Annotated in this window: 8 protein-coding genes; 3 read left to right on the top strand and 5 right to left on the bottom strand. The window is 60.9% G+C overall.

Going from position 1 to position 13655, the window contains the following annotated elements; genetic code table 11:
• Positions 1 to 99 precede the first annotated feature (99 nt).
• From HGI47_RS03560 to HGI47_RS03545, 4 genes are all read right to left on the bottom strand, one after another.
• Complete coding sequence (locus tag HGI47_RS03560; protein ID WP_168851430.1) at positions 100 to 2160, bottom strand: glycoside hydrolase family 97 protein; 2061 nt, start codon at positions 2158 to 2160, stop codon at positions 100 to 102.
• Complete coding sequence (locus HGI47_RS03555; protein ID WP_168851429.1) at positions 2160 to 3782, bottom strand: alpha-amylase family glycosyl hydrolase; 1623 nt, start codon at positions 3780 to 3782, stop codon at positions 2160 to 2162. Before HGI47_RS03555 ends, HGI47_RS03560 begins: the two co-directional genes overlap by 1 nt.
• Positions 3779 to 5587 carry an alpha-amylase family glycosyl hydrolase gene (locus HGI47_RS03550; RefSeq protein ID WP_168851428.1) on the bottom strand — a complete coding sequence of 603 codons (1809 nt, stop codon included), beginning with the start codon at positions 5585 to 5587 and terminating at the stop codon, positions 3779 to 3781. The genes HGI47_RS03555 and HGI47_RS03550 overlap by 4 nt, the downstream gene beginning before the upstream one ends.
• 166 nt (positions 5588 to 5753) lie before the next feature.
• The gene (locus tag HGI47_RS03545; RefSeq protein WP_168851427.1) at positions 5754 to 8453 is read right to left on the bottom strand and encodes a TonB-dependent receptor; all 2700 of its coding nucleotides are present in this window, start codon (positions 8451 to 8453) and stop codon (positions 5754 to 5756) included.
• A 317-nt stretch (positions 8454 to 8770) separates the two neighbouring features.
• Here HGI47_RS03545 and HGI47_RS03540 point away from each other — a divergent pair, with 317 nt between their 5' ends.
• From HGI47_RS03540 to HGI47_RS03530, 3 genes are all read left to right on the top strand, one after another.
• Positions 8771 to 9805 (top strand): LacI family DNA-binding transcriptional regulator, encoded by a 1035-nt coding sequence (locus HGI47_RS03540; protein WP_168851426.1) that lies wholly within the window; start codon positions 8771 to 8773, stop codon positions 9803 to 9805.
• Positions 9806 to 9948: 143 nt separating this feature from the next.
• Positions 9949 to 11454 carry an MFS transporter gene (locus tag HGI47_RS03535; protein ID WP_168851425.1) on the top strand — a complete coding sequence of 502 codons (1506 nt, stop codon included), beginning with the start codon at positions 9949 to 9951 and terminating at the stop codon, positions 11452 to 11454.
• Positions 11451 to 12350, top strand: coding sequence for an ROK family protein (locus HGI47_RS03530; protein WP_168851424.1), 900 nt, complete (start codon positions 11451 to 11453; stop codon positions 12348 to 12350). The genes HGI47_RS03535 and HGI47_RS03530 overlap by 4 nt, the downstream gene beginning before the upstream one ends.
• On the opposite strand, the gene HGI47_RS03525 is transcribed toward HGI47_RS03530, so the two are convergent.
• Positions 12329 to 13654 (bottom strand): glycoside hydrolase family 32 protein, encoded by a 1326-nt coding sequence (locus tag HGI47_RS03525; RefSeq protein WP_168851423.1) that lies wholly within the window; start codon positions 13652 to 13654, stop codon positions 12329 to 12331. The genes HGI47_RS03530 and HGI47_RS03525 overlap by 22 nt on opposite strands.
• Between the last annotated feature and the right edge of the window lies 1 nt (position 13655).

Raw genomic sequence — 13655 nt, 5'->3', positions numbered from 1 at the left:
GCACGCATATGTATGCAGGATAGCTATGCGTGGCAAAGCAGCCGATGATGGTTTGCACTGCACCATCATCGGCTGCAATCCAAACACGCCTGTCGGGGCCTACTTCCCCGGCTGCAACCGCACGGCAAGCCCGCCACCCGGCGCAAGCCATGCGGGCAGAACATCGCCCTTCTTCACCGTCAGCGTTGCATAGGCGATGCGATGGCGCGCCTCGGTTTCGTAAGTCGCGCCTTCACCGTCCTTCCACACCGTCGCGGTATAGGTCTTTCCGGGATCGAGGAAATCGAGCGTCAGTGCCACATCGCGTGCCGTGGCGTCGTTCACCCCGCCGACGTACCAGTCTGCGCTGTTGCGGTCCTTGCGCGCGAATATCGCAAAGTCGCCTACTTCCCCGGCGATCAGGTGGCTTTCCGCCCAGTCCGCAGGCACCTGCTTGATAAAGGCCAGTTCCTTTGGATGCGCTTCAAGGCTTTCGATGAAATCTGCCGCCATCTGGATCGGGGAATAGAGCGCAAGATAGAGGCCAAGCTGCTTGGCCAGAGTTGATGCCAGCGGCACCTTGTTGGCCCCTTCAAGGCTCAGGATGCCCGGGGTGTAGTCCATCGGACCAGACAGCATCCGGGTGTAGACCAGCGTCGGCTCATGGTCCGGTCCGTTGGCGAACTGGCCCCAGGCATTGTATTCCATGCCGCGCGCGCCCTCGCGGTCGATCCAGTTGGGATAAGTGCGGCGCAAACCGGTGTCCTTGACCGGTTCGTGGGCATTGATGGCAATGTGATATTTCGCGGCGGTTTCCACCACCTTCAGATGGTGCTGCACCTGCCGTTGCCCGTCATGGTACTCCATCCGGTAGGTGCCGGGGGCATCGCCGGGCGCAAGAATGCCGCCCGCATCGGCCACATATCCAGTCTTCACCGCGCGCACGCCAAGTCGGTCATAGAGATTCATCGCATCGTCAAGCTGCGCTTCGTAGTTTGCGATATTGCCGCCGGTTTCGTGATGGCCGATCAGCATGACGCCCTTCGTCGCGCCATATTTCGTCACCGCTTCCAGATCGAAATCGGGCGTGGCCTGCGTATAGCTGAAATCCTTGCCACTGCCGAACCACGTGCCGTTCCAGCCCGTGTCCCAGCCTTCCACCAGCACCCCGCCGAAGCCGTGCTTTGCGGCAAAGTCGATGTACTGCTTGGTGCGCGCGGTCGTCGCGCCGTGGGTCGGTCCTTCCGCCCACGACCAGTCGCCACGGATCATGCCCCACCAGATACCGATATATTTCATCGGCTTGAAGTAGGACACGTCACCGATCTTGTTCGGCTCGTTGAGGTTTAGTTCCAGATCGTTTTCAACCAGTCCCTTGGCGCTGTCGGCAATGCGGATCGTGCGCCACGGCGTGTTGAACGGCAGCGCGCGCGTCACCTTCGGACCATTGGACGATGGGGCCAGCGTGGCGCGGAAAGACGTGACGGTCTGCCGCTTAATCCACATGCCCGAATAATCGACCAGCGCCGCCTCGTGAAACGAAAGATGCGTTCCGTCCGCAAGCTTCATCGTGATCGGCGTGTGTGCGGTGGAAACGCTATCAATCGGCGTCTTCTGATAGACCTGCTCGTACCGGTTCCATTCGCCGCCCGGAATCCACCACGCGGTCCCGTTCTGGCCCACGTTGAACTCGGTCAGTTCGTCAGCGATTTTCATCACTTTCATCGCGCCCTGTTCGGGCAGTTCATAACGGAAGCCGATGCCGTCGTTGAACAGGCGGAAGCGCACGTTCATGCGGCGACCACCCCAATCGGGCACCTGTTCGAACTTGACCAGCAGTTCGTTGTGGTTGTCCGTCACATAGCGCCGCTCACCCCACGGCTGCTCCCACGTTTCCTTGCCAGAAGCCGTTTCGCTGCCCACGATCTTCTGCCCGCGCTGCATCGTCGGGCCATCACTGGTGATGAAACCCAGCATCGAAGAGCCGAGCAGCAGCTTGCCCTTGCGCGTCACGCTGTAAAGCGGGTGCCCGTCGTTGTCGGTGGTCACTGAAACCGTCAGGCTACCATCGGGCGATGATGCCGTGACCGCTTGCGTCTTTTCTTGGGCCAGCGCAGGCGAAACAAGGGCGCACGAAAGGGTCAGCGCCAGCGGCGCTGCAAACGTCAGATTGTACCGCATCAGATCCTCTCTTCGATCAGCAGCCCGCCGAATGGCGGAATCTGCCCCACATTTGCGCCGTTGACCGACGCGATTTGCTTGCCGTCACGCACCAGCTCTTGTGGCCAGACCACGGAAACCGATGACAGGTTGAATAATCCTGCAATCGATTGTTCACCTGAAACACGGCGAATAGCAAGAAGGCATTCGTCTGCATGAAGCACTTCGAATGTGCCTAGACGCAATGCCGCGTTATCGCGTCGCAGACGAAGCATCGCCGCGGTCAGATTGAGCAGTGAATTCGGATCTGCTTCCTGCCGGTCCACTGCGCGGGCAAGGTTCTCCTCACCCAGCGGCAACCACGGCACGCCCGACGTAAAGCCCCCCTCACCCGACTGCACCATCCAAGGCATCGGCGTGCGCGCGCCATCGCGCGAAAGCGTGAGCGGCCAGTTGGCGATGGCTTCGGGATCTTGAAGTTGCTCGAACGGAATATCGACTTGGGCCAGCCCCAGTTCCTCGCCCTGATAGACGATGATGTTGCCCCGCAGCGATGCGAACAGCATGGCTTTCAGACGGGCAAACGCCTCGCGCTCCTCCGGCTTGCACCAGCGTGAAACCGCGCGCGGCGCATCGTGGTTCTCGAAAGCCCAGCTCGGCCAGCCCAGCCCCGGCTCATCAGGCCACTTCGCCACCGCCTGTTCCACAAACTTCGGCGTAAGCTGCTCGGCATACAGGAAATCAAAGCCATAGGCGCTGTTCAGGTGCTGCTCGCCCGCCGTGAACGCCTTCATTTCCGTCTCGGCCAGATCGCCGCCCACTTCAGCCACAGTGAACACCGCGCCATATTCATCGCACAATGCCCTGATGCACTGAATGAACGTGATGATATCGGGGTGCGACTGGTTGTAGATCTTGAGCTGGTAATCGAACGGTCGCGTCTTGCGGCGGCCATCGTCCGGCGCGGGCGGATTGTCGCGCATCGTTGGGTCGTGCATCAGGAAATTGAGAGCGTCCAAGCGAAAGCCATCGACGCCCCGGTCCAGCCAGAACCGCATCACATTCAACAACGCCGCCTGAACATCCGGGTTATGCGCATTGATCTGCGGCTGGCTCGAAAGGAAGTTGTGCAGATAGTACTGCCGCCGCCGCGCATCCCACGTCCACGCCGGGCCGCCGAAGACAGATTGCCAGTTAGACGGGGGCGAGCCGTCGAGCTTCGGGTCCGCCCAAACGTACCAGTCAGCTTTAGGATTGGTGCGGTCCTGACGGCTTTCTTCGAACCATGCGTGCTGGTCCGATGTGTGGGCATAGACCTGATCGATGGTGACTTTCAGCCCAAGCTCGTGCGCCCGCTCCACCATCTTTTCGAAATCCGCGAGTGTCCCGAAGATCGGATCGACGCCGCAGTAATCGGACACGTCATAGCCGAAATCGCGCATGGGCGAGGTGAAGAACGGCGACACCCAGATCGCATCGACGCCAAGCCGCGCGACATGATCGAGGCGCGACGTGATGCCCGGCAGATCGCCAATGCCATCGCCGTTGGAATCGCAGAAACTGCGGGGATATATCTGATAGATCGCCGCCCCGCGCCACCACGGAATAGTATCATGCGTCTGTTGCGTCGGAGAAATGTTCATCGAGCCGTGGTTTCCGGGGAAGGAGTGACGCGGCAGACCATGCTGCCGAAGGCGGGAAGATCGACCCTGACCGAACCGGGTGCGCTGACCTGCACCGGACAAAGGCCGAAGAGGCTTTCAAGGCTTGTTGCAGACGCACCAATCACGCTTTGGGCGCGGAGCGATTTGTCCGAGGTGTTGAACGCAATCAGATACTCGATACCGCTGACGGGATCGAAGCGGGATACGGAAAACAGCCCCGGCGCTTCTGAATACGTTCGCGTAACCTGCCGCCCGCGCGCAAGGGCGGGATGATCCTTGCGCAACTGCGCCAGCGTGGCGATCAGCCGGTAGAGCGGGTGCGCCGGATCGAAGTTGGCCGTGGCGGTCGTAGCCTTCGTGCCAAGCAGTACGTTGTCATTGTAGCTGGGCGTTTGGCTGGCGAACATATCTTCACGTGCGTCCTGATCGTGACCATCGCCAACGAAACCCTGTTCATCGCCATAGTAGATGACGGGAGATCCGCGCAGGGTCAAAAGCATGACATGCGCCAGTTCTGTGCGGGCGAGCAATTCGGCATCCGAAATGCCGGGTCTGTCCTTGCGCACCAACATGGGGAAGCGGCCCATATCGTGGTTGCCCAGAAACGTCGGCATGGCGAGCGCCGCTGCTTCACCGCCTTCATAGAGCACATCGCCGTCGAACATGTCCGCCAGAACCTCTGTGCCTTTGCCCTGCCCCAGCACCGCACGCACAGCGCCCTGAAATGCGAAGTCCAGCACGGCCGGATAGCCATCGCGCCGGGTATAGCGCGCGATCGTGCCGGGATCCGGTCCTTCATGCGCGACTTCTCCGAAGATCGTGAAGTTGGGAATGCCCGCCTGCCTTGCCGTATCGAGCATGGCCGGAATGAAGGCCTGCCAGAAGCCGGAATCGACATGTTTGGCGGTATCGATGCGATAGCCATCGATACCGAACTGCTTGATCCAGTCGGCGTAGATTTCGATCATCCCTGCCCGCACGCGAGGATGTTCGGTGAAGAGGTCGTCCAGCCCGGCGAAATCGCCAAAGCGGCTGTTTTCCCCCCGAAACGTGGAATCGCCGCGATTGTGATAATAGATCGGATTATTGAGCCACACGGGCGTCTTTGCATTCCGTTCCGCCAGTGGGACCACCGGCGTATAGGCCGCGCCGGGATCAACAAGCCGAGCAAAATTCGCCGCGCTTGAATCCTCGTCGCCCGCAAAACCCGGATTGATCGTTGGACCGTTCAGGCCCCCTTTGCGCGAATAGGGCCAGTTCGCCTTGTCGCGATAGCTATACTGCCCTTCCTTGTAGCGGATCACATCGGCGGTGTGGTTGGCGATGATGTCCATGTAGACTTTCATCCCACGCGCGTGCGCTGCATCGACCAGCGCCCTGAATTCTGCATTGGTTCCGAAATGCGGATCGATGCGGGTGAAATCGGTTACCCAATAGCCGTGATAGCCAGCGCTCTCTTGCCCGGGAGCGCCTTGCACGGGTTTGTTCTGAAACACCGGTGCAACCCAGATCGCGGTCGCGCCGAGGCCTTGCAGGTAGTCGACCCGCGCCACCAGGCCCTTGATATCGCCACCGTGGTAGAAGCCCTTGGCGGACGGATCGAAGCCCGTCCTGTAACGGTCGCCGTTCAAGCCGCCGGTATCGTTTTTCGCATCACCGTTCTCGAACCGGTCTGGCAGCAGGAAGTAGATTGTCTCCCCCGCCGCAGGGCGCGCGCGGACTTGTGCCAGCGGCGCGTCGGCCAGCGCAGGCTGCGCCGTGGAAAGCGCGAGCAGCGATGCCATGAAGCGCTTGCGGGCGAGCAGCCAACCGGCCGCTCCTCTGATTTTTCTACATTGCGTAGCTGACACGCGCGTTCTCCCGCAGGGGTCACCGGACTGTGCCTTCTGCGGGCACTTCAGAGCAAGAGGGTGAAGGAGGCGGGAGGGACCGCCTCCTTCGAGGGGGCCATCAGAACTTGTAGTTGAACCCGGCCATGAAGCGGCGGCCATAGGTCTGATAGTTGCGAATTTGCAGCGTGGTGCCGGAGTCCACCGAAACAAACGGTTCGTCGGTCAGGTTCTGGCCCTGAAGGAACAGCGAGAGACCATTGAGCGGGCTGCTCGCCTTGAAATCATAGCCGATCTGCGCATCGACGATGGTTTCCTTGAGCGCGCGGCGCAGTTCGCGCTCGCCACCGAAGCCGACGAAAATGCCTTGGAACGACGAACGGTAGCGCGCAGAGGCGCGGGCATTGAAACCGCCCTTTTCGAAGAAGAGCGTGCCCGAGCCAACCCAGCGCGAATAATCCGGCAGGTCCATCGACTGCGCATTCGGCCCCGGCTTGATCGAGGTCTTGGTATAGCCAAGACCACCGGTAAATCCGAAACCTTCGAGCGCGGGCGTGATCACATCGAACGGCAGGGTGCCCGCCAGTTCAAGGCCATAGAGCTTACCGCCCGAACCGTTGACCGCCGTGTTCAGAGTGCCGACATAGTTGGTGATCGGCACCGGCGCGACAATCGGCAGCCCGGCGAAATCGTAGGGTACGATGTCCTTGTAGATGTAGTTATCCAGCTTCTTGTAGAACATCTGGAGGCCCAGATAGCCCTTGCCGCCGAAGTATTTTTCGATGTTCAGATCCGCCGCCCAGGCGCGATAGGGCTTCAACTGCGGGTTACCGCCGTTGCCGGTGATGACGCCGCTGTTGACGTTATAGCTGTAATCGAGGCTGACCTTCATGTCTTCGAAGCGCGGGCGCTGGATTTCGCGGGCCGCAGCCACGCGCACCACCCAATCGCCGGGCAGACGGAAGTTAAGGTTCAGACTGGGCAGGAAATCCCAATAACGCGCGCCGCGCACGACAGGCACGAGGCTCGCCGAAGCAAGATTTTGGAACCCGCGCGACTTCTGTTCGGTGTTTTGCGCAAGCAGGCCGATGTTGCCGTCCATCTCGACAGCGCCAAACGCGGCCTTGAGATCGCCCTTTATATAGATCGACATGACCCGTTCTGTCACCGAATAGGCCTTGGCGGGAACGTCCTTGCTGGCGTTCAGCGTCTTTACGTAAACGCCGTCTTCCAGCATCTCGAAGGGATCATAACCGATGATCGGGCCTGCACCGATGAAGGAAAGATCGGTTGCCCCCGTGCGGTACTGTTCGGGCACCACCAGCGATTTTGCGCCACCCGCAAGGTTCAGGAAATACTCTACCGGGGTCTTGCCCTTGGTGCGATCAACATAAGCCGTGCCGACGGAGAGTTTCGACAGCAAGCTGCCTTCCATTTCCTTGCCGACTTCGATCTGAAAGCTCTTGATCTCATCATCGATGATGCGGTCGTTGTAATAGCCTTCCTGCGAACCGAGCGGCGCACCTGCACCCCAGCCCAGCGGATCGGTGAGGACGATGAAATTGTAATTGCCATAGTCCAGCGTATTGCTGATGAACTGCGTGCCGGTCGGGCCGCTGACGAAGGTCAGCGTGTCGGTCGCGCCGACGCCCATGCCCGGCCCGGTGCCTGCGTTTGTTTCAAGCGTCAGTTCGTTGCGGTCAGTCTTGGAATAGCCGAAATCGAACGACGCCGACCAGCCATCGTCGCCAGTCCACGCCGCGTTGAAACCGCCTGAGAAGATATCCGAATTGCGTTCGTAGCCGTGGTTGTTGACCACTGCCTCCACGCCCGTGAACGTGCCCTTGCTGATAAGGTTGCCATTGGTTTCAATGCCTGTGGGCGAGAGCTGCGCGGCGCTCCACATCAGCGGGAACTCAACGCCGCGCTTGATCTGCTTGTCCTTGAAGCTGCCGTAGAAGGCATCGACGGTGAACATCAGTTCGTTCACCGGCTGGAACTGCACGGTGCCCTGAATGCCAAGGCGCTTAAGCTGGGTGGAAACACCGAAAGGCTTCATGCCGCCAATGATCTTGGTGCCGTTCGGCCCATCGGCATAACCCCATGCTTCGAATTCCTGCGCCTGATAGGGTTCGTCGGTGTAGGCCGCTGACAGCGCCACGCCGAGGCGATCTTCCATGAACTGGCCGACGTAAGTGCCGGTGGCGCGGTAGCCAAACTCGTTGCTATCGGTATTCACCTTGCCCAGATCGGCATAGGTGCCGCGCCCGCCGAACGAGATAAGGCCCTTGCCGAATTCGAGCGGGCGGATCGTCTTGATATCGACAGTGCCGACCAGCCCCTGATGGACGAGGTTGGCCTGAGGTGCCTTGTACACATCGACGCGGCTGACGATTTCCGACGGGAACTGGTCAAATTCGACGTTGCGCTGTTCACCGGTTGAGGTTTGCGGGCGACCGTTCAGCGTGGTGGACGAAAGGTCCGCGCTCGATCCACGAATGGCGATGGAATTGGCGCGGCCGAACAGGCGCTGCGTGGTAAGGCCCGGCAGACGGGCAATGGATTCACCGATGGACGCATCGGGCAGGCGGCCAATGTCTTCGGCGGAAACCGATTCCACGATGACAGCGGATGTTTTCTTGGTGTTGACGGCCGTTGCCAGCGATGCGCGGAAACCGGTGACGACGATAGCCTGCTCGCCTTCGGGGGCAGCTTGCGCCTCAGCAGCACCGTCCTGCGCCACAGCAGGACTTGCCACCAGTGCGACGGTCATGGCTGCAAGCGAAGCGCCCGCACCAGCGGTGAATGTGCGAATTGCCATTTTGAAACTCACTCCCCCGAGACCGGCAGCGCCAGCCTTCGAACCTTGTTTGCGAATATCACGGGTCGGCAGGGCCGGGCTTCCGTTCCCATTTTGCTTAAGGGATCGATGAAGCAGGACGAATATGGCATACGTATACTATGCGTGGATTGGTTTCAGATGAAGCTTGTTTGCAACACTTGGCTTGGCGGTGAAATCACGAAAAATCCGGCGGTTGCAGGCTATTTTGGACGAGCGATTGCATGGGACGCAGATCACGCATACACTCTGTGACAGCTAGCGACGGGACCACACCGCGCAGCGGGAGAGACGGGGACATGGGGCGCAGGCCTTCCAACAAGCCGACGAGCTTCGATATTGCCTATCTGGCCGGTGTATCGCAGCCGACTGTCAGCCGGGCGCTGCGGGGGAGCAAATCGGTCAGCCTTGCCACGCGGCAGAAGATCGAGGCTATTGCCCGCCAGTTGAACTACACGGTAGACAAGAACGCATCGTCGCTGCGCAGCCAGCGGTCAAACACTCTGGCACTGCTGTTTTTCGAAGACCCGACGCCTGACGAATCCAACATTAATCCATTCTTCCTCGCCATGCTCGGTTCGATCACCCGACACTGCGCCAATCGCGGGCTGGACCTGCTGATATCGTTCCAGAAACTCGATGACGATTGGCACAAGCGATATCAGGACAGCCACCGTGCCGATGGGCTGATCCTGCTCGGCTATGGCGATTACACTGCGTATGAACCGCGCCTGCGCCAGTTGATCCGGTCGGGCACGCACTTCGTGCGCTGGGGTTCGGTGGATCAGGGGACCATCGGCGCAACCGTGGGTTCGGACAATTTTGGTGCAGGCCGCCTTGCCGGGGAGCATCTGCTGGCGCGCGGGCGCAAACGCATCGCATTTCTGGGTCAGGCGGATTCGCATTATCCAGAGTTCGAACAGCGCTATGCCGGGCTGGTCAAGGCAATCACCACCGCCGGGTTGGAGCCGGATCCGGGCCTTGTGGTGAATGCGGTTTCTAACGAGCAACTGGGGTACAACGCAGCGCGCGAACTGCTGACGCGCGGGGCTGGCTTCGACGCGATCTTTGCCGCGAGCGACCTGATCGCCATCGGCGCGATGCGCGCTTTGGCCGAAGCGGGGCTGTCAATTCCGCAAGACGTCGCCGTCGTCGGATTTGACGATATCCCCGCCGCCGCTTTCACCTCGCCGCCGCTGACCACCTTGATGCAGGACATCCGCCTTGCCGGAGAAGCGCTGGTCGAATGCGTGCTTGCGCAAGTGGAAGGACGCCCGCCCAATCCGCGCGTTCTTCCCGCAAGACTGGTCGTGCGTGCCAGCACCGGGGGATGATTTCGGGCGGGGTTGGTATGGTATTCGTATGCGCATCGATTGCAGCAGCGCATGGATTCTGCGACGTCCCCACCCATTGATGCTGCACAGCAGGTCCGCGCAAGACGGCACCCGGCAACTGTCGCACGTGATCGGGAGTTGAGATGACTGTACATTCCGGGCCAGTCACAACGCATAAGCCAAGACAGGGCTTCTGGGGGCTGTGGAATATCAGCTTCGGCTATTTCGGCATCCAGATTGCCTTTGCGCTGCAGAACGCCAATGTCAGCCGCATCTTCCAGTCGCTCGGCAGTTCGGTTGACGATCTGGCGTTCCTGTGGATCGCCGGGCCCGTCACCGGCCTGCTGGTGCAACCGCTGATCGGCTATTATTCGGACCGCACATGGGGCCGCCTTGGCCGTCGGCGCCCCTATTTCCTTGGTGGAGCGGTGTTGGCGGCGCTGGCGTTGATCGGCTTGCCCAGTGCGGGGCTGCTGCTGGTTGCGGCCGCCTTCCTGTGGATGCTCGATGCCTCGCTCAACGTTGCGATGGAACCGTTCCGCGCCTTTGCCGGCGATATGACTCCCGATGAGCAGCGAGGGCAAGCCTTTGCATTCCAGACTGCGTTCATCGGTGCAGGCGCGGTTTTGGGCAGCCTTGCGCCTGCGCTGTTCAACTGGCTTGGCATCGCCAATACCGCACCGGATGGCACAATTCCGCCGTCGGTATGCTTCAGCTTCTCTCTGGGCGCGGTCGCCATCGTGCTCAGCGTCGGATGGACCGTGTTTCGCGTGCGCGAATACGCGCCTGAAGAAATGGCCGCGTTCGAAGGACAGCCCGCACATCACCACGATGCTGCGCAGCATGAACCGCTGGTTCACCCCCGCTCCGGACCGCTGTGGGTTATTGCGGGCGCGGCGCTTCTGGCGCTCGTCGGCGCGCTGAACTTGGACAAGCAGCTTTATGTTCTGGGAGCTGGGCTGGCGCTGTTTGGCATGATCCAGATCGGCGTTCGGACGGCAGGCGCAAAGGGCGCGCTGGCGCATATCGTATCAGACCTTGCGCAGATGCCCTTGCAGATGAAGCAGCTTGCCTTCGCGCAGTTCTTCACGTGGATCGGCTTTTTCATCGTGTGGATCTATACCACCCCTGTCGTCACCGCACAGGCTTTCGGTGCGACCGACACCGCCAGCGCTGCCTATAACGAAGGCGCGGACTGGGTGGGCGTGATGTTCGCCTTCTATAACGGCGTTTCGATCCTTGCCGCATTTCTGCTGCCGGTATTGGCGCGCCACATCGGCAACGCCGCAACACACGCCATCGGCCTTTTGTGTGGCGCAGGTGGATTTCTGGGCCTGCTGCTGATCCGCGATCCCCATGCACTGCTGCTGCCGATGATCGGCATGGGAGTGGCTTGGGCATCGGTGCTATCAATGCCCTATGTCATCCTCACCCGCGTGCTGCCACCGCGCAAGTTCGGCATCTACATCGGGATCTTCAATTTCTTCATCGTGATACCGCAGCTTGTCGTGGCAACGCTGATGGGCGGGATCATGCGCAGTTTCTTCCCCGGAGAGCCGCGCTGGACCATGCTCGTGGCCGCACTGATGATGGCGATGGCAGCCACCGCAATGACGCTGGTACGCGAAAACGCAAAGGACGTAACATGAGCAGCACAGGCCTGATCGGAGCGGTAGAAGCAGGCGGCACGAAATTCGTCCTCGCGCTTGCCACGCAGGAAGGAGTAATTCTGGCGCGGACAAGACTGCCAACGAACACCCCTGCCGAAACGTGGCCCGCGATGCAGGCTTTCTTCGCTGACGCCAGTGCCGAACATGGCTCCATCACCGCGTTCGGCGTAGCGAGCTTCGGCCCGATTGATATCGATCCCGCCTCACCCGCCTATGGCACGTTCACCACCACGCCCAAGCCGGGCTGGTCAGGTGCCCGCTTTCATGATGCGCTGGGCCAATTCGGCGCTCCGATCATGGTGGATACGGATGTGAATGGAGCCGCCATCGGGGAATGGATGGCCGGTGCCGGGCAAGGCTGCCGCACGCTGGCCTATACTACCATCGGGACAGGCGTGGGCACCGGCGTGGTGCAGAACGGACGCTCGCTCATGGGCATTTCGCACTTCGAAAGCGGGCACATCGTGCCACCGCGCAACGGGGCGCGTGATCCCTTCCCCGGCATCTGCCCGTTCCACGGCGATTGCCTTGAAGGGCTTGCCTGCGGCCCGGCCATCGAACGCCGGTGGGGCAAGAGTCTTGACCAGTTGGGTGCCGAAGAAACCGGCCTGATCGCCTGGTATATCGCTCACCTCGCCAGCACGCTGGTGCTGCTGCACATGCCGGATCGGCTGATCTTCGGCGGTGGCGTCATGAAGGCGCCGGGCCTGATCGAAGCGGTGCGGCGCGAAACCGCAATCAAACTGGGCGGCTATGTGCGTCATCCCCGTCTGGACGAGGGCCTCGAAAGCTACATTGTTACGCCCGGCCTTGGTGATGATGCCGGGATCACTGGGGCTATCGAACTTGGGCGTCAGGCGCTGTCGGCAAGGTAGCGCACGGTTAGCGTGCCCTTGCCGCGCAGGGCAAAAGCCTCACCTGCAAGCCGGTGCTGCAGCGTAAGGCAGTCTGCCCCACCGCTGGCCAACACTTCAATACTGCCGCTGTCGAGGAGAACCTGAACCGGCGCATCGGGTGCGATTTCCATCGCGCTGGTGTGGTTCAGTTGCGGCGTGAGTGGATCGTGTCGTTCGACTGTGAGCCTGCCATCGGCAAGGCTGCAAGAAAGGCGGCGGCCAGCATCATCTGACAGCGTGAACGACCAACCACCGTTTCCCGGCAGTTCAAGAATGCTGGCAGCGTCCAGTGGACGGCACCCTTCGTTCATCACAAGGGCTTCCTGCGTGCTGAACAGGGTTAGGCAGGATGGCTCCACCGCCTGCACCAGACGCAGCATCTCGCCTTCACGCCGCGCAGACAGCCGCCTTGGCAGGCTCATCGCGCCGCGCCATCCCTGTGGCGGCAGGTGCTTTTGCACGGCGTGATTGCCCATCCAGCCAATCCACGTGGGCCGTCCTTGTGCATCGCGCGGTTCGGTCCAACCAATCGCGGCATAGAACTCGTCACCATGATCCGCGATCTGCCATCCGGTTTCCGCCACAAACCGCGTGCCATCGAACTGGCCAAAGCGATAGAGCGCGCCCGATCCCGGCGCGCCCGACAGCACATCGACCTTGAACAGCCAGCGCGTTTCGCTTGTGCCTTCCACCGGCAGTTCGACAAGGAACGGGCATTCCCACAGATGCCCCGGCGCGCCGTCGCGCGGAATCTCCGAAAGTCCGCGCCACGCCTTAAGATCGGCCGAACCATAGATCAGCGCCCGGTTCTCGTCCGAAAGCACCACTACCATGGTCCACTGCCCTGACGGTTCGTGCCAGAACACACTGGGATCGCGGAAATCAGCCATCTGGATATCGAGCACGGGGTTGCCCGCAAACTTGGCGAACGTGCGCCCGCGATTCGTGCTGGCGGCGATGCACTGGAATTGGTGCTGCCGATCAATCCGCGCGCCAGTGTAAGTCGCAATCATCGCGCCTGCCCCAAACCCGGCACTCCCCGCAACATCAATCACGGCAGAGCCGGAGAAGATCATCGTGCTGTCTTCCTCTACCAGCGCAACCGGCAGTTCCTGCCACTGCGCCAGATCGCGGCTGACGGCGTGGCCCCATGACATGTGGCCCCAGTCCTCACCGAACGGGTTATACTGATAGAACATGTGCCATTCGCCATCCTGCCAGACGAGACCGTTGGGATCGCTCAGCCAGTTGGCGGCGGTGGCATAGTGATAGCACGGGCGCATT

The sequence above is a fragment of the Novosphingobium sp. ERN07 genome, assembly GCF_012641335.1.
In the GTDB taxonomy this organism is placed as follows: domain Bacteria; phylum Pseudomonadota; class Alphaproteobacteria; order Sphingomonadales; family Sphingomonadaceae; genus Novosphingobium.
The sequence above is the reverse complement of the archived record's forward strand: the minus strand, read 5'-3'. Positions and strand labels throughout refer to the sequence as shown.